This window comes from Bacteroides sp. 3_2_5, from assembly GCF_000159855.2.
In the GTDB taxonomy this organism is placed as follows: domain Bacteria; phylum Bacteroidota; class Bacteroidia; order Bacteroidales; family Bacteroidaceae; genus Bacteroides; species Bacteroides fragilis.
The window spans coordinates 234,747-252,414 of the sequence record NZ_JH636043.1; the positions used below are offsets into that span (position 1 = coordinate 234,747).

General features: G+C 39.9%; 18 protein-coding genes. 1 reads left to right on the forward strand and 17 read right to left on the reverse strand.

The features are described 5' to 3' along the window. Positions 1-257: 257 nt before the first annotated feature. The 17 genes from BSHG_RS19020 to uphY are packed head-to-tail and all read right to left on the reverse strand — an operon-like array spanning position 258 to position 16,510. Positions 258-974, reverse strand: coding sequence for a CpsB/CapC family capsule biosynthesis tyrosine phosphatase (locus BSHG_RS19020; RefSeq protein ID WP_008657380.1), 717 nt, complete (start codon positions 972-974; stop codon positions 258-260). Then, positions 971-1,513 carry a dTDP-4-dehydrorhamnose 3,5-epimerase gene (gene rfbC / locus BSHG_RS19015; protein WP_005817306.1) on the reverse strand — a complete coding sequence of 181 codons (543 nt, stop codon included), beginning with the start codon at positions 1,511-1,513 and terminating at the stop codon, positions 971-973. Before rfbC ends, BSHG_RS19020 begins: the two co-directional genes overlap by 4 nt. Next, positions 1,510-2,397 (reverse strand): glucose-1-phosphate thymidylyltransferase RfbA, encoded by an 888-nt coding sequence (gene rfbA, locus BSHG_RS19010; RefSeq protein ID WP_008657385.1) that lies wholly within the window; start codon positions 2,395-2,397, stop codon positions 1,510-1,512. The genes rfbC and rfbA overlap by 4 nt, the downstream gene beginning before the upstream one ends. A 13-nt stretch (positions 2,398-2,410) precedes the next feature. Beyond that, positions 2,411-3,190, reverse strand: coding sequence for a glycosyltransferase family 2 protein (locus BSHG_RS19005; RefSeq protein WP_008657387.1), 780 nt, complete (start codon positions 3,188-3,190; stop codon positions 2,411-2,413). Next, positions 3,151-3,879 (reverse strand): glycosyltransferase, encoded by a 729-nt coding sequence (locus BSHG_RS19000; protein ID WP_008657389.1) that lies wholly within the window; start codon positions 3,877-3,879, stop codon positions 3,151-3,153. The genes BSHG_RS19005 and BSHG_RS19000 overlap by 40 nt, the downstream gene beginning before the upstream one ends. Continuing rightward, the gene (locus BSHG_RS18995) at positions 3,876-4,919 is read right to left on the reverse strand and encodes an EpsG family protein (RefSeq protein ID WP_008657392.1); all 1,044 of its coding nucleotides are present in this window, start codon (positions 4,917-4,919) and stop codon (positions 3,876-3,878) included. The genes BSHG_RS19000 and BSHG_RS18995 overlap by 4 nt, the downstream gene beginning before the upstream one ends. A 10-nt stretch (positions 4,920-4,929) precedes the next feature. Beyond that, positions 4,930-6,018 carry a glycosyltransferase family 4 protein gene (locus tag BSHG_RS18990; protein WP_225549509.1) on the reverse strand — a complete coding sequence of 363 codons (1,089 nt, stop codon included), beginning with the start codon at positions 6,016-6,018 and terminating at the stop codon, positions 4,930-4,932. Beyond that, the gene (locus BSHG_RS18985) at positions 6,015-6,992 is read right to left on the reverse strand and encodes a glycosyltransferase family 2 protein (RefSeq protein WP_008657396.1); all 978 of its coding nucleotides are present in this window, start codon (positions 6,990-6,992) and stop codon (positions 6,015-6,017) included. Before BSHG_RS18985 ends, BSHG_RS18990 begins: the two co-directional genes overlap by 4 nt. Further along, positions 6,970-8,340, reverse strand: a complete 1,371-nt coding sequence (locus BSHG_RS18980) for a lipopolysaccharide biosynthesis protein (RefSeq protein ID WP_008657397.1) — start codon at positions 8,338-8,340, stop codon at positions 6,970-6,972. The genes BSHG_RS18985 and BSHG_RS18980 overlap by 23 nt, the downstream gene beginning before the upstream one ends. Before the next feature lie 50 nt (positions 8,341-8,390). Further along, positions 8,391-10,169, reverse strand: coding sequence for a thiamine pyrophosphate-binding protein (locus tag BSHG_RS18975; RefSeq protein WP_315984452.1), 1,779 nt, complete (start codon positions 10,167-10,169; stop codon positions 8,391-8,393). Continuing rightward, the gene (locus tag BSHG_RS18970) at positions 10,114-11,034 is read right to left on the reverse strand and encodes an NAD-dependent epimerase/dehydratase family protein (protein ID WP_008657401.1); all 921 of its coding nucleotides are present in this window, start codon (positions 11,032-11,034) and stop codon (positions 10,114-10,116) included. Before BSHG_RS18970 ends, BSHG_RS18975 begins: the two co-directional genes overlap by 56 nt. Then, a complete protein-coding gene (rfbG, locus tag BSHG_RS18965) occupies positions 11,031-12,110 on the reverse strand; it encodes a CDP-glucose 4,6-dehydratase (RefSeq protein ID WP_008657403.1) in 1,080 nt (359 codons plus the stop codon). The genes BSHG_RS18970 and rfbG overlap by 4 nt, the downstream gene beginning before the upstream one ends. A gap of 5 nt (positions 12,111-12,115) precedes the next feature. Continuing rightward, positions 12,116-12,892: a glucose-1-phosphate cytidylyltransferase gene (rfbF, locus tag BSHG_RS18960; RefSeq protein WP_005781149.1), complete on the reverse strand. Its 777-nt coding sequence runs from the start codon at positions 12,890-12,892 to the stop codon at positions 12,116-12,118. A gap of 37 nt (positions 12,893-12,929) precedes the next feature. Continuing rightward, positions 12,930-14,273, reverse strand: a complete 1,344-nt coding sequence (rfbH, locus tag BSHG_RS18955) for a lipopolysaccharide biosynthesis protein RfbH (RefSeq protein ID WP_008657408.1) — start codon at positions 14,271-14,273, stop codon at positions 12,930-12,932. A gap of 18 nt (positions 14,274-14,291) precedes the next feature. Further along, positions 14,292-15,389 (reverse strand): MraY family glycosyltransferase, encoded by a 1,098-nt coding sequence (locus BSHG_RS18950; RefSeq protein ID WP_005790532.1) that lies wholly within the window; start codon positions 15,387-15,389, stop codon positions 14,292-14,294. 51 nt (positions 15,390-15,440) lie between these two features. Beyond that, positions 15,441-15,926: a UpxZ family transcription anti-terminator antagonist gene (locus BSHG_RS18945; protein ID WP_005790533.1), complete on the reverse strand. Its 486-nt coding sequence runs from the start codon at positions 15,924-15,926 to the stop codon at positions 15,441-15,443. Positions 15,927-15,970: 44 nt separating this feature from the next. Continuing rightward, positions 15,971-16,510, reverse strand: a complete 540-nt coding sequence (gene uphY, locus BSHG_RS18940; RefSeq protein ID WP_008769904.1) for a capsular polysaccharide transcription antiterminator UphY — start codon at positions 16,508-16,510, stop codon at positions 15,971-15,973. 744 nt (positions 16,511-17,254) lie between these two features. Between uphY and BSHG_RS18935 the strand changes: the two genes are divergently transcribed. Beyond that, entirely contained in the window at positions 17,255-17,635 is a 381-nt protein-coding gene (locus BSHG_RS18935) for a hypothetical protein (protein ID WP_005790536.1), read from the forward strand. Positions 17,636-17,668: the final 33 nt, after the last annotated feature.

A 17,668-nucleotide genomic window follows, 5' to 3' on the forward strand; every position in this document is an offset into this window, starting at 1 on the left:
TTGAAGTGATAAAAGGATGTGTCAAGTTCTAAATGAAATAACTCTGGAATATTGAACTATCCTTTATTTTTTTTATGAAGTTCAACCAGTCATTATACACAATCGTTGGTACAATAAAGTATATAGTTGCGTTAATTTATACCTGAGCATATCAGTAGATATTGATTCCTCAAGAGGCTCAAAGATATTATATAAAAACAGCCGGAATCACCTGTTACGGTAATCCCGGCTGCCGCCTAAAACACGAATAACCGCCGTTACCCGTTTTCCGTAGCAGACCACAACAGCCTGCTGTTTCTTTCTATCTCCTGCAATTTCATCGCCAAATCATCATCATCCTCTATCGAAAACGATTCACCATAACGCATCACTTTCGTATCCTCCCTACCCGAACAGAGATATGTATACCACTCCTTTCTCAACAACATACGGCTGTAATTCAACGCTCCGTCACCATTGTAACCGAACAAGGAATATAGATTCAGCATCAGCCTGCATCCCGATTCCCGCAAGTGCAGATAGTCTTCCGTTCCCCAATAAAGCGAACGTTCCGGTTGCATCAGGACAGGAATATAACCCGACTGGCAGATGGCATGAATCATCTCACTGAGTCCTTCCGGCTGTTGTAAAGGAGACACATCTACCAGCAACTCCTTCCACCCTCCTATCGTCAACAAATCTCCCTTCTCCAACAAAGCCGGAAATCCTTCATCCAAACGATATCTTGCCGACAAACGCAGAGAGATATTACCGGAGTATTGCTGCTGTAAATATTGAAAGGCATCTTTCAGAAAAGAAAAAACATTCCCTTCATTTTCCACCTTTACCGGAGGTACACAGTAGATCTGCCTGACACCTTGCTGTTCAAGATAAACCAACAATTCCAACGCCTTATCCCCAGGCAAAGCCCATGCATCCGTATTAGGAAGTAAATAAGGCTGAAAATCGGTATGTACCAAAGAAGAGAGAATCATAAATTTAAATCTTTCAACCGGGGATGCCTGCTGTCCTTCTCCGAGAGAATCACACGATCTGCCGGAATACGCCAGTCAATACCCAAATCCGGATCATCCCAGGTAATGGCACCCTCACTATGCGGAGCATAAAAATTATCACACTTATACTGAAAAACGACTTCCTCGCTCAATACACTGAATCCATGTGCCAACCCACGGGGAATGAAAAATTGACGATGATTATCCTCCGTCAACTCTACTGCCACATGTTGTCCAAATGTAGGAGATCCTTTACGGATATCAACAGCTACATCCAATACCGCTCCTTTCACTACACGCACCAATTTACTCTGAGCAAAAGGGGCCTGTTGAAAATGTAAACCACGAAGTACACCATAACTCGATTTACTTTCATTATCTTGGACAAATGTAGTCTTGCATACTTTTTCCTCAAACTCCCTCTGATTAAAAGATTCAAAGAAATATCCCCGGTCATCTTTAAAAATACGGGGTTCGAGGATAACAACCCCATCGATAGCAGTCTTTATTACATTCATTTCAAACCAAGTTCCTGTATCACTTTCAACAAATACTGTCCGTACTGGTTCTTCAGCATGGGCTTTGCCAATTCACGCATCTTATCGGCACTGATCCAACCTTGTCTCAAAGCAATTCCTTCCAAACAAGCTACTTTCAATCCCTGACGTTTTTCTATCACTTCAATAAAAGTAGATGCTTCACTTAAAGAATCATGCGTACCGGTATCCAACCAGGCAAAACCACGACCTAGCAACTGGACTTTCAGTTCCTGATCTTTGAGAAATTCCTGATTCACTGTCGTTATCTCCAATTCTCCGCGTGCAGAGGGCTCTATTTTTTTTGCTATTTCCACCACCTTATTCGGATAGAAATAAAGCCCTACCACTGCATAATTAGACTTCGGTTCCTCAGGCTTCTCTTCCAGACTCAAGACATTTCCTTCTTTGTCAAATTCAGCCACTCCATAACGTTCCGGATCACTTACCCAATAACCGAACACCGTTGCCTTTTGCTCCACCTCTGCCATACGTACAGCTTCATTCAGCATACGGGTAAAACTCTGCCCATAGAAGATATTATCTCCAAGCACCAAACAGACCGAATCACTCCCAATGAATTCCTCACCAATAATGAATGCCTGAGCCAAACCATCCGGAGAAGGTTGTTCCGCATACTCTAAACGTATTCCGTAATCAGAACCATCTCCCAGTAAACGTCGGAAAGCAGGAAGATCATCCGGAGTAGATATAATCAAGATTTCACGGATACCGGCAAGCATCAACACCGAAATCGGATAATAAATCATCGGTTTATCAAAAATGGGAAGAAGCTGCTTACTAACTCCTTTGGTGATGGGGTACAGACGAGTACCGGAACCACCGGCTAAAACAATGCCTTTCATAAGTGCACTACTATTATTTTATAAAGAATTCGGTTATTTTATATAAATATCTGATTGACAACATAAAAACATTACTTTTCACACCATTTTCTCTAAAAGAGCGTAAATGTTCTTTCATTATTCGTATATGACTACCAATGCCATTTGTACTAACTCCACCTAAACGCATTGTTACCATATCCAAAGGAATATATTTAATAGAAATTTTATCAACATATATATATCTTAACAATAAGTCGAAGTCAGCACAGATTTTATAATCTATTTTATATAGTCCATATTTAAAGAAACAATATTTTCGGCAATAGAAACTTGGATGAGCTGGCATAAATCCATATTTCATTAAAACAGGTTTAAATATTCTAGATGAATAATAGCGTACAAACTTATTTAAGTTATCTGCTTTGACAAAATGTACATCACCGTACACCGCATCCAAAGATTTATTCTCAAATTCAGCAACCACACGACTTAAAACAGTTTGTGACGTATAAAAATCATCAGAATTAAGAACTCCAATTATATCCCCTGTTGCCAACTGAATACCTTTATTCATTGCATCATATAACCCCCTATCTGTTTCACTTATCCACTTTAAATTTCCATTAAACCGACATTCGAACATCTTTATTATCTCAATCGTATTATCTTGAGATCCACCATCTACAATTATATATTCTACATTGGAATAAGACTGAGATAAGACAGAAAGTACGGTATCAGTCAGAGTATTTCCACTATTATATGTCGCTGTTATAATCGAAACTCTAATTTTCTCTTGAGTAAGTGCCATATTAAATATATGCGATATTTCATTTTAAAGTACAACGATGTATTATTTTTCAATCCACCAGTAGAGGTATTCCCCAAATGTCGCCTGTAACATATTAACTTTTCTGGAATAATCTTATAAGAAAAGCTTGAAGCAGCTATTAAAAAAATCCAATTATCATGTGTACACAATTTATGATTAGGAGGAAAAGGGATAGCAATATCTAATATTTTTCTTTTAAAAGCATAACAACATCCTAAAAAACTAAATTTATATACATTAGCCCAAAATGAAACATAAGAATTTCGCTGTTTTATATAAGATTCAAACATAAAATTTCCTGAATTATCTATGATACAAGCATCTGAAACAATAAAATCATATTTCTTTAAATAATTTAAGCTTATATCAACTTTATCTTTTTTCCAAATATCATCCTGATCTGCTATAAATATTATTTCTCCAGTCGCTTTCTTCAAAGCATTCTCAAAGTTCGATGTATATCCCTTATCATTTTCATTTAAATAAATTTTTATCCTTGGATCTCGAAAAGAACGTATCAAACTCAGTGTACAGTCAGAGGAATGATCATCTGAAATTATTATCTCATCAAAATCAGTCAGTTGAGATAATATAGTTTTAAGTTGCTCTACAATAAACTTTTCACCATTGTAAGTAGCAATACAAACAGAAATTAAAGGGCGAATCATAAAAATATAAGCTCTTTGTGATATACATTTACAGACATCAGCAAAGAATAATATAGGAAGATTACTAATAAAGATTGTTTGTGAGTTCTAAAAAGAAAACACGCTATCGGAAATAAGAAAATCTCAATAATGCCAAACAGTTCTGAAATTCGGTACCCCAATAAAGGAGTTATTGAAGATAATGCGGGAAATAAGAACAAAGATAAGCCAAAAATCTTCAAATAAATAGTAAAATATTTATCTTTTCTTTCAAAAAAAGTATATTTTGTCAAAAAGAAATAATATATCCCTAACTTAAACAAGTAATAAGGATTAAATAAATTAACTTGAGAAAACCCATCTTCTCCCATCTCTTCCAACGCCTTATACATTTGCATCTTTTCTCTGATAACATCAATAGGAATCATAGAAATAACATTGATATTAAATACATGTAGAAACAAACCTAACATAGGAAACAATCCCCACAAAACAATCCTTTTTTGTGTTAGACCAGTATTTGTCACAGGTAATAATAGTAGTGCAAATAAACTTGAAAAATGAAATAAAGCTGCCACAAAAACGAAAAGCAAAAATTGTTTATAACACTTGTTTGCCAATACAGGAAAAGATAATAGTAATAATCCAGATGCTACGCCTGCCCTGATCTGGGTTATCTCGTGTAATAATAAAAAATTAGAAAAATAAATCAACAAAGCGACGAGCTGAAAACTACTATATTTTCTAATAGCCCAAAATTTAAGCCCAATTCCTAATGTCGCATATAGTAAAAATAAAAAAGCAGGAGGCAAACTAAAGTTTCTTATCACCAAACTAAAAAAAAGAAAAGTAGGTTCACTTATAGTAGTATTATCATATATTGCATTAAAATAATTCTGATAATCATGGTCTACATTTTCTGCACGAAATCCTACAACAAGCACCAGAATACAGCAAAAAAATAAATAGGAAACAGTGGAATATTTATAATTTAAAGAAGAAGTGTATATTTTAACACAAACAAAAAATGAAATTACATTAATCAATATAAATATAAACATAAACCAAGCTCTACACGAAAACCTTTATAGCAGCAACGAATTTTTCAAATGATCTTTCCCAAGTATAGGAACGTGCCCTGTTCCATCCAGCTTCTGCTATCTTCAATCTCAGTAAATCATCCTCTACTAATTTTATTATATTATTTGCCAATCCTTCTGCGTCACCAACTTCTGATAATAAAGCCGTCACATTATTCTCTGCCAAAATTGTGTACCCTGGATTATTGGTACAAGCGATAGCACAACCGCACAACATTCCTTCGCCAAGAGTTAACCCCCAACCTTCAGAATAGCTTGTACCAATAAAAATAGCAGACTGGTTATATAATTTTCTATGTAAGTCCTTTTGAGGCATTCTATAATAAGTAACCCAAGGAGGCAAATGCACAGGTTTCTCTGGCACTCCGAATAATTTTACTGAGAAATCAGGAAAACGCTTAAGTACAATTTCTAAAGCTTTCAATCCAATTGAACAACCTTTAAACGGATTATCATGCCAAAGCATAATAGCCGTATATTTATTTCTATCAGCAATTGGATTTGATAAATAAAATTCATCCTGATTAAAAGCATTTTCAACCAAAACGCTCTTCTCCCCCATATTACAAGCAATATCTTGTAGCCATGGAGCTATTACAATCTTGTTTAAGTTCATTTTCCATGTAGTGATCACCTTATCTTTACCAGCATGCCAATCCTCAAAATGCTGAATAAAATAATATTTACCACTAGGTTCTATACAACAATAATCATTTAACCAAAAAGCTGTAGCCCATGACGTTGCAATAATTATATCACTTTTAGGTATATTCCTTTCAGACAAACTATATACCAATTTATGGGAAATTTCAGGGTTGGTTTTAAACCATACAGTAGGTTTGTAATCTACAAAATACTTATATTTAATGAAACGAAAGAATCGAAATACCCTATAAAAGAAAGAAAGAAGAAAAGATAAATCTTTTCTCGAAACAATTCCATAGACAAAAGTCACCTGAACATTTCTTTGGGCTAGCCTATTTCCATACTCATATACGATTTTAAAACCACCGATAGGTACTTCACCTGTACGAGGTAAAAGAAATGTTACTTTTTTCATATAAGGATATACCATAAAAACATAACAGATTTCATTTTATTAAGAAAGATTAGAGATTGTACTATGAATTGAGGTATCATTGAGATCAAATACATATACAATATAGGAACATCCGTCACAAAAGGGATATATATACTATATTTTTTTATATCTTTATATTTAACATAGCCAAAGCCTCTCAAATACAATAAACGTTTCAGTCTAAAAACGCCTGTATATATATCATGTTTTTTAGTGCACTGGAGTTTACTATCAATTGATAGTGTCGCTGGCAAAGATAATATGGTCAGCATCCAAGTTTTCGCAAATATTTCAAACATATCTTTATACCATGACACTTTTGTTTTATCTAAATTAGTATGGTACAAAACCTGTTCTCTTAAAAAATAACATTTTAGAGAATCTAAAGAAGATAAATAATTAAACACCATACCAACATGTATAAAATTACTCCACAAATATGGTACATAATTTTCCTCCAAAACAGCTTTTTTATTTACAACAATAGAACCTATCAAATCCATTCCACCTCCTAAATCAGACAATATCTCATCGGCACTATAATAATAACGTGAATGAATTCCACTAAATTCGCACTCTCGATTTAGAACTAACAAATTCAAATCACAAGGCAACAATAAATCCATTATTGAATCAAGTCTATTCTTAAAACGATACGAATCACCTAAAACACAAATATATTCGGAGGTTTGAGACGCTATTTGATAAGCTTTCAAAATATTCATATCCCCTCCAATATTTTTTTCATTTCTTATATAAATAATATCACTATATTCATTAGCAATTAATACTGTATCATCTGTTGAATTATTATCTATTACATAAACCTTTATATCTAAACCTTTTATCTGCGGAAGCAATATATTAAGCCCTTCTCTTAATATTTCATATCTGTTATAGGTAGGAATACATATAGATAACAATGTATATTTATCTTTTTTTATGCCATTCATTTTTTTTACATTTAAAAATCCAATATCCCCAAAAAGTTAATATCAATGTAATACAACAGTATCCTCCAGTAATACCTAATATTCCATAATATATCCCCATAAAAATTGTAGATAAGCAACATAAAATCCCCCCCACTATTGAATTTATTAAAAAGGGTTCTCTTTTATGACACCTCAAATATATAGCCCATGAATTAACAAATTGATTAGCAAATAAGGATATCATCATTAGAGTCATAGGCCAGCACTTCAAAAAACGATCTCCTAAATTTATATCTCCTACAACAATATGATAGTGCTCTACAAAATATATAAATATAAACATAATAATTAATGCAGATCCATTTATAAAAACAGACTGCTTCAATGTTCTATTAAAAACAATATCTAACCGTTGATATTCCTTCTGCGCTATTAGTCCAGAGTAAAGTGGAATCTTCGTAGTCATCCAACTTAAAGACAGAGATTGTATACCATTTAATGCTGCTAAAGTCATTCCCATTTGCCCTGCTACAACAGCTCCTTCAGTTGCGAACAATACCGGATTAAAAAGCTGAAAAATGAAATAGCCACTAATCCAACTTAAAGCAATTTTCCATTGGTAAGGAAATATTTCTTTCCGATAATTCACCTTTTCTTTAATAGTTATCTGCCATATATTTTGTATAATATTTCCAAAATCAGTTTTTACAATAAAAATTACTATTAAAGTAATACCAACCAACCAATTTACTCCCAAGACATATAGTTTTGCTCCAATAATCAGTCCTCCCCAAACAACAAGAAGCCCAATCATTTGCTGCCATAAACACATTTTAGCAACCTCTTGCACTTTGCCCAACCCCTCTAAAAAAGCCGAAACAGGGGCAAGCAATAAATTCAAAGCTGTTCCAAAAGCTAAAAGTAACCAAGGTAAGTGCCAATCAATATCATTATGATTACCATATCTATTAAAGAAAGAATAACCAACTATAATCAAGGTAATTAATAATATTCCAGCAAAACCCAAATACCACTTCACACAGAAGTGTAAGAGCGAAGCCAAACGAGATTTATACTTTTCTTCACCAGATAACTCTACAGGAGTTTTCCAACTAAGATAAGAAACTTCATGAGCAACATATTGAGTTATAATACTATTAAGTCCTAATTCAAAAAAGACCTGAATCGCAACAATACTGCCAAAAGTATAATAGAATCCCTGCTCTATACCTGTTAAATATTTGGCTACAAAAAAAACTGAAATAACTCCACCAAACGCCTGCAATATACGTGCTACAGAAGTATAAAAAATAGCTCTGTCAATTCCTAAATACCTTTGTATAGTTCTTATAAATGAAGAATCCAACCTATTAATTATATTAAATACAACAATCTTCCTTCAAGCAATATATACAATCAAACCTCTGATAGCATATTCTCCTTATATTCTTCTTCTGGCAATAAAGGTAAAGGCTTGGAAATAGGCTTATCATATTCCAATTTCGGAGAAACACTAGTCAAGCCTTCTACCACACATTCAATAATACAGTTGTGGGCTGCCTGCATCTCTTCCCGCAAATCAGGATCATCCAACCGATCAACAGTCAATCTAAAATAAGGTAAGCCATAAGCCGTAGAAAGAGATTTAATATCCGGCACTCTGTAGCCTCCATTCAAAGTAGTTCCACACATTCGATCATCAAAATACAAATGTTGAAATTGAGTAATCATACCTAAAGAAGCATTATTCAATATTATTACCTTAATAGGAAGATTATATTGAGAAATAAGCATCAAAGACTGGATAGCCATATGAAAACCTCCATCACCATTTATGGAAAAAACTTTTTTATTTGGATTGGCAAACGAACACCCGATGGCTACCGGTAATGAAAAGCCCATTGGGGCAAGTCCTCCACTTGTTACAAATTTTTGCCCGGATTTTAACCGTAAGGTTTGAGCCGCCCACATTTGATTCTGACCTATATCCGCACATATAACATCGTCGGTTTGAGTCAAAGAATCAAAATACTGCATGAAGCGATATGGAGATTTGTTTTCAACAAAACGCTCTATTTCTGCATCCTGACCATATCGTTGCTTGAGCCCATGCAGGAAAAAATTCCACTCTGAAATGTCCCCTAAAGAAATCGGCATTTCTTTTTCCTTCTGTAGAAAGCAATCAATGGTACAATTCACTTTTTTACGATTCAATAAACGATGATATTCCAGTTCGTTGTCATCAATATCAACATGAATGATGTGCCCATTTGATAAAAATTGATCCAACCGGGCACCGGTCTGTCGAGTATCCAATCTGGTTCCTAATGCAATCAACAAATCGGCATTGGCAACTCCCATGTTAGCACAACGGTTACCATAACTGCCTATCATCCCAATGTAATTATCGTATGTTTCATCAATAGCCCCTCTACCCATTAAAGAAGTAATAACCGGGAAATGGTGCCGTCTTATGAAATCATTCAGCAAAACCATATCCGAATTGCAACATCCTGCCCCTAAAAGCAACATGGGACGATGGGACGACTCCATTAATAACCTGATTTCCTCCCAGGCTATCAAAGGATTATTTAAAATACTCTCACCGGAATATCCGATCAATGTTTCCGGATTAATTTCCTCCCGTTGGATATCCATTGGCAGATCCAGCAGTACAGGCCCTTTTCTACCCGACAAAGCAATATATAAGGCTTTATCCAGTTCATATTTAATATCTTCAGCCTTATCTATCAATTTGGCATATTTAGTGACGGACTTAACCATACTTACAATATCCGTCTCCTGAAAACCTTGCTGACGGACAGGCTTATCATATTTGTATTCATATGTATTCACCTGACCCGTTATATAAAGAACCGGAATAGAGTCAAAATATGCGTCAGCAATACCCGTCATCATATTAGTAGCTCCAGGACCACTGGTCGAAATAGCAACTCCAAAAAGTCCGGATTCTTTCGCAAAGCCTTCTGCAGCGATAGCAGCGGTCTGTTCGTGGTAAGTTTGAATAAATTGCATATTCGGATTCTGAGAAACAGAATCGACCAGATGGGTGATCATTCCACCTATATATCCGAATATGACATGTACTCCCCGGGACTCGATATACGATATTATATAGTCAGATACTTTCATGTTGTTTTTTATAATAAGTGATAGTATACTCCAAACCGGCATTTAACGGTGTATTCTCAAAGTGCCCAAACGACTTTACAAATTTCGATACATCACCTTGCACCAACATTGGTTGACCGGCACGATAGGGCAACGCACCAAAACGCAACTCAAAAGCCGGATTTAATCTATCTCTCAAATGTTCAAGAAGTACTCTTAATTCGATCGCAGTAGAAGATGATAAATTATAGACACCGCAGGGAGCTTTCCCTGAACATACTTTCATTACGGCATTGGCAAAGTCCTTCACATATAAATAAGCGTAGCGTTGTAGCCCTAAAGTCAGATCCATACCAGCCATATTGTCAAGCATATTAGTCAAAAGACCGGGGATCAGCCATTGGTTTGACTCCCGCTCTCCGTATACGGAAAAAACTCTTAACCAGTACCAATCAATCCCACGTAAATCACAGAAAGAACCAACCATCCGGGAAACCATGGACTTCACGTATCCATAGCTATTGACAGGAAACAAGCCGGCATTTTCAGAGACTATCCCATCAAAATCCCCATATTCGGCCTGACTACCCAAAGCTATAAATTTAGAAACGTTACTTTTCTCTGCTATATAAAGCAAAGAATTCATAAAGTCAATATTAGACAGTTGGACCGGCCAATCGTATCTATTGCCAGACAGGACCCCCGTCCAGGCTGAATGAATAATAATATCAGGGCTAAAAGAGCAAGCTTGGGATATCCAGATAGGGTTATCCGAGTTTATGACTTGTACATGATCAATGAAAGAGGTACAATTGTTCAACGAAGACATTGACCGTTTAGTTATCATCAGGTTAACATCGTTTGCCAGCAAGGCTTCTGCAATATGCGATCCTAAAAAACCAGTCGCCCCCGTCAATAATATCTTCATTTCAATAAATAATCTTTTATCTGGTCAACACAAACATCATATACCTCTTCTTCCCGGTATCTCTTATACCAGTCCACCGTCAATCCGACCGTCTGCCCGATATTCATCCTAGGCTCCCAGCCCAGACAGAACCGAGCCTTGGAGATATCCAACATCAAAAGCCGGGCTTCATGCAATGCATCCGGAGTAGAAAGGTCACGCAGTTCACCCCGCCCATACTCGGACACAACCCGGGTGGCCACATCCCAAACTGTCGAGATGGACTCGGAACGGGGACCGAAGTTCCAGCCCTCACAATAGTCCGTAGGGGCGTCCCACATCTTTTGTGCGAGCAGCATATAACCGCTCAACGGTTCAAGCACATGCTGCCAGGGACGGACAGCCTTCGGGCTGCGGATATCGATTGTCCGTCCCGATTCCAAAGCCTTGATGCAGTCCGGAATGATACGGTCCAAGGCCCAGTCTCCACCACCGATAACGTTACCAGCTCTTACACTGGCGATGGATTTTCCGTGTTTATCGTATTGCTCGGGGTTGAAGAAAGAACGACGCCATGAAGCAATAGCAATCTCAGCGGCTCCCTTGCTACTGGAATAAGGGTCATAACCACCCATAGGCTCGTTTTCACGATAGCCCCAGATTTGCTCTTTATTCTCGTAACATTTATCTGTGGTAATCATCACACCTACCTTCACGCTATCCGTAGAACGGACTGCCTCAAGAACATGGATTGTTCCCATTACATTGGTTTCGTAGGTTTCAACAGGGATGTCATAACTCAAGCGAACCAGAGGTTGGGCAGCAAGATGAAAAACAATCTCAGGTTGATATTCCTGAAAGATAGCCTTTATACGCTCACCATCGCGGATATCGGCACGAAGGTCGGCCTTAATTTTCTCGCCGATACCGGAAAGTACGAAATTGTCTCGAGCCGTAAAAGGGTCTTGAGCCACACCAATCACCTCGGCCCCCAATTCATGCAACCAGATGGAGAGCCAGCTACCTTTAAAACCCGTATGACCGGTGACAAGGACACGTTTGCCCCGATAAAAATTATCAAATATATCAATTCCCATACGGCTTACCACACTTTCCAGGGAGCGACTCCCTGATCCCACATTTCATTCAATTCTGTATTGTCTCTCAGAGTATCCATCGGTTTCCAGAAACCCGTATGGCGGAAAGCGTGCATCCGGCCCGCCTTGGCTATAGACTCGAGGGGTTGCCGCTCAAAGATGGTGGAGTCACCCTCAGGGATATAATCGAACACTTCGGGTTCACACACAAAATAGCCCGCATTGATCCAGTTACGGTCCCCGTCGGGCTTCTCCTGGAAAGAGAGGACCTTGTCCGTATCGAGATCGAGCTGCAGGGCGCCGAACTTACCACCGGGTTTGTAGGCCGTAAGGGAAAGGAGGCAGCCCGAAGACTCGTGAGCCTTCAGGGTATCACCGATGTTCAGGTCGGTGACACCGTCACCATAGGTCAGCAGGAAACGTTCGTTCCCGAGATATTTCTGTACACGCCGGATACGCCCGCCCGTTTGGGTGTTCAGCCCGGTATCAACCATCGTGACTTTCCAGTTCTCGGAATGGTTGTCCAGAATGGTGGTCGTATTGTTGGAAAGGTCCACGGTCATATCGCTGTTATGACGGAAATAGTTGGCGAAATACTCCTTGATGATATATTGTTTATAACCGCAGCAGATCACGAAATCGTTGATGCCGTAATGGCTGTAGGTTTTCATGATATGCCAGAGGATGGGTTTACCACCGATCTCCACCATAGGTTTGGGGATCAGGTTAGTGGCTTCGCTCAGGCGGGTGCCGAAACCACCGGCTAAAATGACGGCTTTCATTATGCTTGACAGATTACTGAAGGTTAATAACCGGAAATTACTTATGGGAAGAGACAAAGTCACGGATCGTACCGATCATGTGGTCGAGCATGGCACGGGTCATGCCCGGATAGACACCGATCCAGAGGGTATGATTCATAACGTAATCAGTACCTTCCAGATTGCCGATTACGCGGTATCCCTCACCCGTGGAACGCATTTCATCAAAGGCGGGATGCTTCAGTAGGTTGCCCGCAAACAGGTTGCGTGTCTGGATCTTCCTGCTCTCCAGGTGTTGGGAAAGGTCGTTACGGGTGAAGCCCGCATCTTCCTTCACCGAAATAAGGAAGCCGAACCAGCTCGGGTCGGAGTTCTTCTGCGCTTCGGGAAGGATAAGGCCAGATGTACCCGCAAGGCCTTCTTTCAGGTAGGCGAAGTTCGACCGCCGGGCTTCGACAATGGAGTCCAGCTTCTCAAGCTGGGCACAGCCGATGGCGGCCTGCATATCGGTCACTTTCAGGTTATACCCGAAATGGGAATAGACATATTTATGGTCGTAACCTACCGGGAGGTCGCCGAACTGTTTGCTGAAACGGTATTTGCACGTGTTGTCAACACCCCCGATGCACCAGCAGTCACGGCCCCAGTCACGGAAAGAGTTGACCAGTTTGTGCAGCAGAGGATCATCGGTATAGACAGCACCGCCCTCTCCCATCGTCATGTGGTGTGGAGGATAAAAGCTACTTGTGCCGATATGGCCGATCGTACCTGTTTTCTTTTCTACACCGTCGATTGTATAAGTAGAGCCAAGGGCATCACAATTATCCTCTACCAACCAGAGGTTATGTTTATCACAGAAATCTTTGACAGCCTGCAAATCAAACGGGTTACCCAAAGAGTGGGCAATCATTACCGCTTTAGTTTTGGGAGATAATGCGGCTTCCAGTTGAGTCACGTCGATATTGTACTCGGGGATGGTGACATCCACAAAAACAGGGACCGCACCATACTGGATGCAGGGGGTCACGGTTGTGGGAAAGCCGCAGGCTACCGTGATCACTTCATCACCCCGCCTGATTCTGCGCTCACCCAACTGCGGCGAGGTCAGGGCCATAAAGGCAAGAAGGTTAGCCGAAGAGCCCGAATTGGTCAGGGAGCAATATTTAACACCCAACCATTCGGAAAAACGGATTTCAAACTTCCGGGCCCACGGACCGGCAGTCAGCCAGAAATCAAGGGATGAGTCAACCAGGTTCACCAGTTCGCGGTCATCAAAATAACGGCCGCCGTAGTTGACAAAACTCTTACCGGGTTCGAAGGAGCGGGAGGACCCGTGAACCTCTTTGTAGTATTCCCGGGTTAAATCGAGAATTTGTTGCTTCAATAGATCTTTTTGGGACATATCGTATAATTATTTTTCTTATTTCTGTTTTTTATCTCTTACCCTGTCGAACCATAAATTCAGTCCCACCCACACAGCAATATCCGCCAAAAGCATCACCGTGTTGTCAATCACCGGAACCAACAGAATATTCACCGCACTAAACGCACAAGAAATCAGCAAGATCGTTATCATCGCCTTTCTTGGTGTGAAACCCATTGCCAGGAACTTATGATGAATATGGTTCTTGTCCGGTTCGAAAGGGCTCTTGCCACTGCGAACACGAACCATCACCACACGGATCACATCGAACGCAGGGACAATCAGCGTACTGAAAGCAATCACGAAAGCACCTTCGGTATACGGGGTGACATCCGGATTGTACTGGCTGTATTTGATGGCAAGGAAAGAGAGCACATAGCCCAAAGTCAGGCTGCCCGTATCACCCATAAAAATCTTACGGGCACGTTCCGCACTGCCGAAGACGTTATAGTAAAAGAAAGGGACCAGCACACCGAACGTGGCAAAGGCGAGCATGCTGTACGTCCAAAGTTCTTTCTGCATGAACAGGAAGCCGAAGACAAGCAGGGCAACGCTGCTCAGACCGGAGGCAAGACCGTCGATACCGTCAATCAGATTGATGGCATTGGTGACAAAGACAACCAGAAGAACCGTAAAAGGCATACCTATCCAGGCAGGAAGGGCATACAGGCCGAAAAGACCGTAGAAGTTATTGATCCAAAGGCCGGCCAGGGGAAAAAACGAAGCACAGATGATCTGGATCACAAATTTCTGACGGTAGCGCACTCCGACAAGGTCATCGGCAATACCCGTCAGGTAGAGCAAAGTCATCCCGCAGACCAGAAACAAGCACTCGGGCAACAAGTACACCGCACGGAGGGCGGGAACATCATAACCCATCAGGATGCGAAGGGCGAACACGCCACAGGAGGAAAGCAGGATGGTGGGAAAGAAAGAGACACCGCCCAAACGGGGAATGGCACGTTTATGAACCTTGCGCTCACTCGGCATATCGAAAAGCTTCTTCCGCAAAGAGATAAGCAGGATGCGGGGAATGATAAGCCGGGCAACCGAAGCAGAGATGACAAAAGCCAATATGATGAAAAGGATATTCAAGGCAAAGGGGATTTAGGTTATATACAGTGTTGTGTCGAAAAAGAAAAGAGTTTACTCCTCTACTTCCCAGTTGGGATAAGGATTCTCTTCAAGACTGCGGAGTTGTTCGGCAATCTCACATTCATCGCCGGAAAGGGCACGCTCTCCCCAGCTGTCGATGATGCTATGCGCCTCACGGGAGAGGTCGTCGTCAAAGACTTCACCATAGCAATAAGTCAGAAGGCGCACCTTCAGCAAGGAAGCGGGCAAGCGGTCGAGCACTTCCCAACAACGGTTCAGGATCTGCTGGATGCGGACTTCCTTGTCACCGTTATTGTAGATCGTCGCGTTATAACCCATCAGAAGCGAAAGGCACAAACGGGCTTCTTCCTCGTCGGTGGAGCCATGATGGGGATATAAAGTATTGGCACGACTGAGTACATCACCGTTCAACCGGCTGAAGTGGTCGCTGTAGATGGGGCTGCCATCGGAACCGAGATAAAGAAGTTCGTGCGCCAAGGTGTACAAAGCGGTAATTTGAGAATCTAAAGAGTTCATGGAAATATTTACAATTTACGATTTATTGTCTGCTATTTTACTGTTTAAAGATCGAGCGGCTCGATTAGAGAGGGATGGATGTAGGTGGTGGCAACGGCCATGACACCCTGGATGGAAACCATCACACGCCGATCGTTTTTCACACGGATAAACTCACCCTCGACGCCGGCAAAGATGCCTCCTGTCACACGCACACGCTGCCCTTTACGGAAAGCTACGGCTGAGGGTTCGAGATAGACCAGTTGCTGGTCGTAACTGCCGGCAACCGCCATGAAGCTGCGCATCTGGGAAGTGGGAACAACAATGGGCTGGCGGCTTTCACGATCCATGATATAACGGATCGGAAGGGTCATGCCCATCTCGTCTTTGATACGATCGATACGTTCACGGCTCGAACGGATAAACACCAGGTTGTGGACCGCAGGAACTAATTTACGCACGCGGCGCTCGTTCTTGACGATGTATTCGTAGTGCATGGGGATAAAATTCTCGATACATTCGCCATCGAGATACTCTTTTAAAGCAAGCTCACGGCTGTAAGTGACACGAACGGCATACCAAAACAGCTCTGGGGATTCCTTCACAAAAGGATGTTCTTTGGGGGCACCGGAGTACGAAAGTACCTCCCGGTCAGGTGATGTAATGCGAATATCAGTCTTGCTTGCATTCATGTGATCTCAAAACCCTCCCCTATCACAGTAGAAGGATGCTGAAATGTTATGTGACCGCCTCAAAAAACAGCCGATTTCGTAAAAACGCTGATTTTAAAGACTAATTAGCTATGAACGAAGATATTAGATACGGTTTATGTTTCAAAAAACGTTCGTTCAATGGAACAAAGGTAAACAGTATTTTTACTATAGCAAAATATTTTTATAAATAAATTCATTTATTCTATTTTTATCTTCTTCATGATACTGTAAATCAATGAATTATTGGAATCTAAAAAAAATAGATTTTCTTTTTGAATTTTTCTTTTTGTCCGGTTCTGAATTTCATCAAAAATGATGTTTCAAAAGACGAACGTTTTTTGAAACACGCCTTCTTTTCTTTACAATTCGATTTTCCTGAAGCTTAATATATTATATATAATCGCGCGTACGCCCATGCGCATAATCTTTTCTTTTTTAATCTATTTCACCCCGTTAAGTAAATAGGTCAGGTATACCTTACCTATTTGTTTGACGGAGCGAAACATCAATATAAAATAAACAATATACGCGTATATATAGAAATATCCATATAAGAACCACTAATTTTGCATTCGTAATAAAAAAACTTATTAGACGAAATGAGCAAAAAAACCGAATGAAGGAGTGGTATTAAACATGGGAAATACCCCTTACGTAGTAATCGTCAATGAAAAAAGTGACGAAGGACAGAAAGTGTTGGAAGCACTGGAAGAAAACATAGAAAAGATGGATATAGGCTCGCATAGGGAGCTTGTCATCTTCTTTTTCGTATGGCTGAACCATCAGCAGAAAGATCCCAAAAAGAGAAAAAACATACGGGAACTGGCAAAGATCATGCACCGGTCACTGTTCTTCGGACAAAAACACAACAGCAACGAGGAGATGAAGCCGGATTCCATTGAAACTGAGATATTTAAGATACTAAGGATATTAAAAAGCATGAAAAAAGCGGAAGATAAAGACTTGATTATAAATCTATTAGACGATATCAGCCTGTTTCTGGATGAAAACGTCTAACAGGGGTACAAAAAAGCCCCGTACTTTTGCAAT

Excerpts from the sequence above, each read along its gene's own strand:
- BSHG_RS19020 (WP_008657380.1), bottom strand. The coding sequence starts at position 974 with ATGATTCTCTCTTCTTTGGTACATACCGATTTTCAGCCTTATTTACTT.
- rfbC (WP_005817306.1), bottom strand. The coding sequence starts at position 1,513 with ATGAATGTAATAAAGACTGCTATCGATGGGGTTGTTATCCTCGAACCC.
- rfbA (WP_008657385.1), bottom strand. The coding sequence starts at position 2,397 with ATGAAAGGCATTGTTTTAGCCGGTGGTTCCGGTACTCGTCTGTACCCC.
- BSHG_RS19005 (WP_008657387.1), bottom strand. The coding sequence starts at position 3,190 with ATGGCACTTACTCAAGAGAAAATTAGAGTTTCGATTATAACAGCGACA.
- BSHG_RS19000 (WP_008657389.1), bottom strand. The coding sequence starts at position 3,879 with ATGATTCGCCCTTTAATTTCTGTTTGTATTGCTACTTACAATGGTGAA.
- BSHG_RS18995 (WP_008657392.1), bottom strand. The coding sequence starts at position 4,919 with ATGTTTATATTTATATTGATTAATGTAATTTCATTTTTTGTTTGTGTT.
- BSHG_RS18990 (WP_225549509.1), bottom strand. The coding sequence starts at position 6,018 with ATGAAAAAAGTAACATTTCTTTTACCTCGTACAGGTGAAGTACCTATC.
- BSHG_RS18985 (WP_008657396.1), bottom strand. The coding sequence starts at position 6,992 with ATGAATGGCATAAAAAAAGATAAATATACATTGTTATCTATATGTATT.
- BSHG_RS18975 (WP_315984452.1), bottom strand. The coding sequence starts at position 10,169 with ATGCCGGTTTGGAGTATACTATCACTTATTATAAAAAACAACATGAAA.
- BSHG_RS18970 (WP_008657401.1), bottom strand. The coding sequence starts at position 11,034 with ATGAAGATATTATTGACGGGGGCGACTGGTTTTTTAGGATCGCATATT.
- rfbG (WP_008657403.1), bottom strand. The coding sequence starts at position 12,110 with ATGGGAATTGATATATTTGATAATTTTTATCGGGGCAAACGTGTCCTT.
- rfbF (WP_005781149.1), bottom strand. The coding sequence starts at position 12,892 with ATGAAAGCCGTCATTTTAGCCGGTGGTTTCGGCACCCGCCTGAGCGAA.
- rfbH (WP_008657408.1), bottom strand. The coding sequence starts at position 14,273 with ATGTCCCAAAAAGATCTATTGAAGCAACAAATTCTCGATTTAACCCGG.
- BSHG_RS18945 (WP_005790533.1), bottom strand. The coding sequence starts at position 15,926 with ATGAACTCTTTAGATTCTCAAATTACCGCTTTGTACACCTTGGCGCAC.
- BSHG_RS18935 (WP_005790536.1), top strand. The coding sequence starts at position 17,255 with ATGGGAAATACCCCTTACGTAGTAATCGTCAATGAAAAAAGTGACGAA.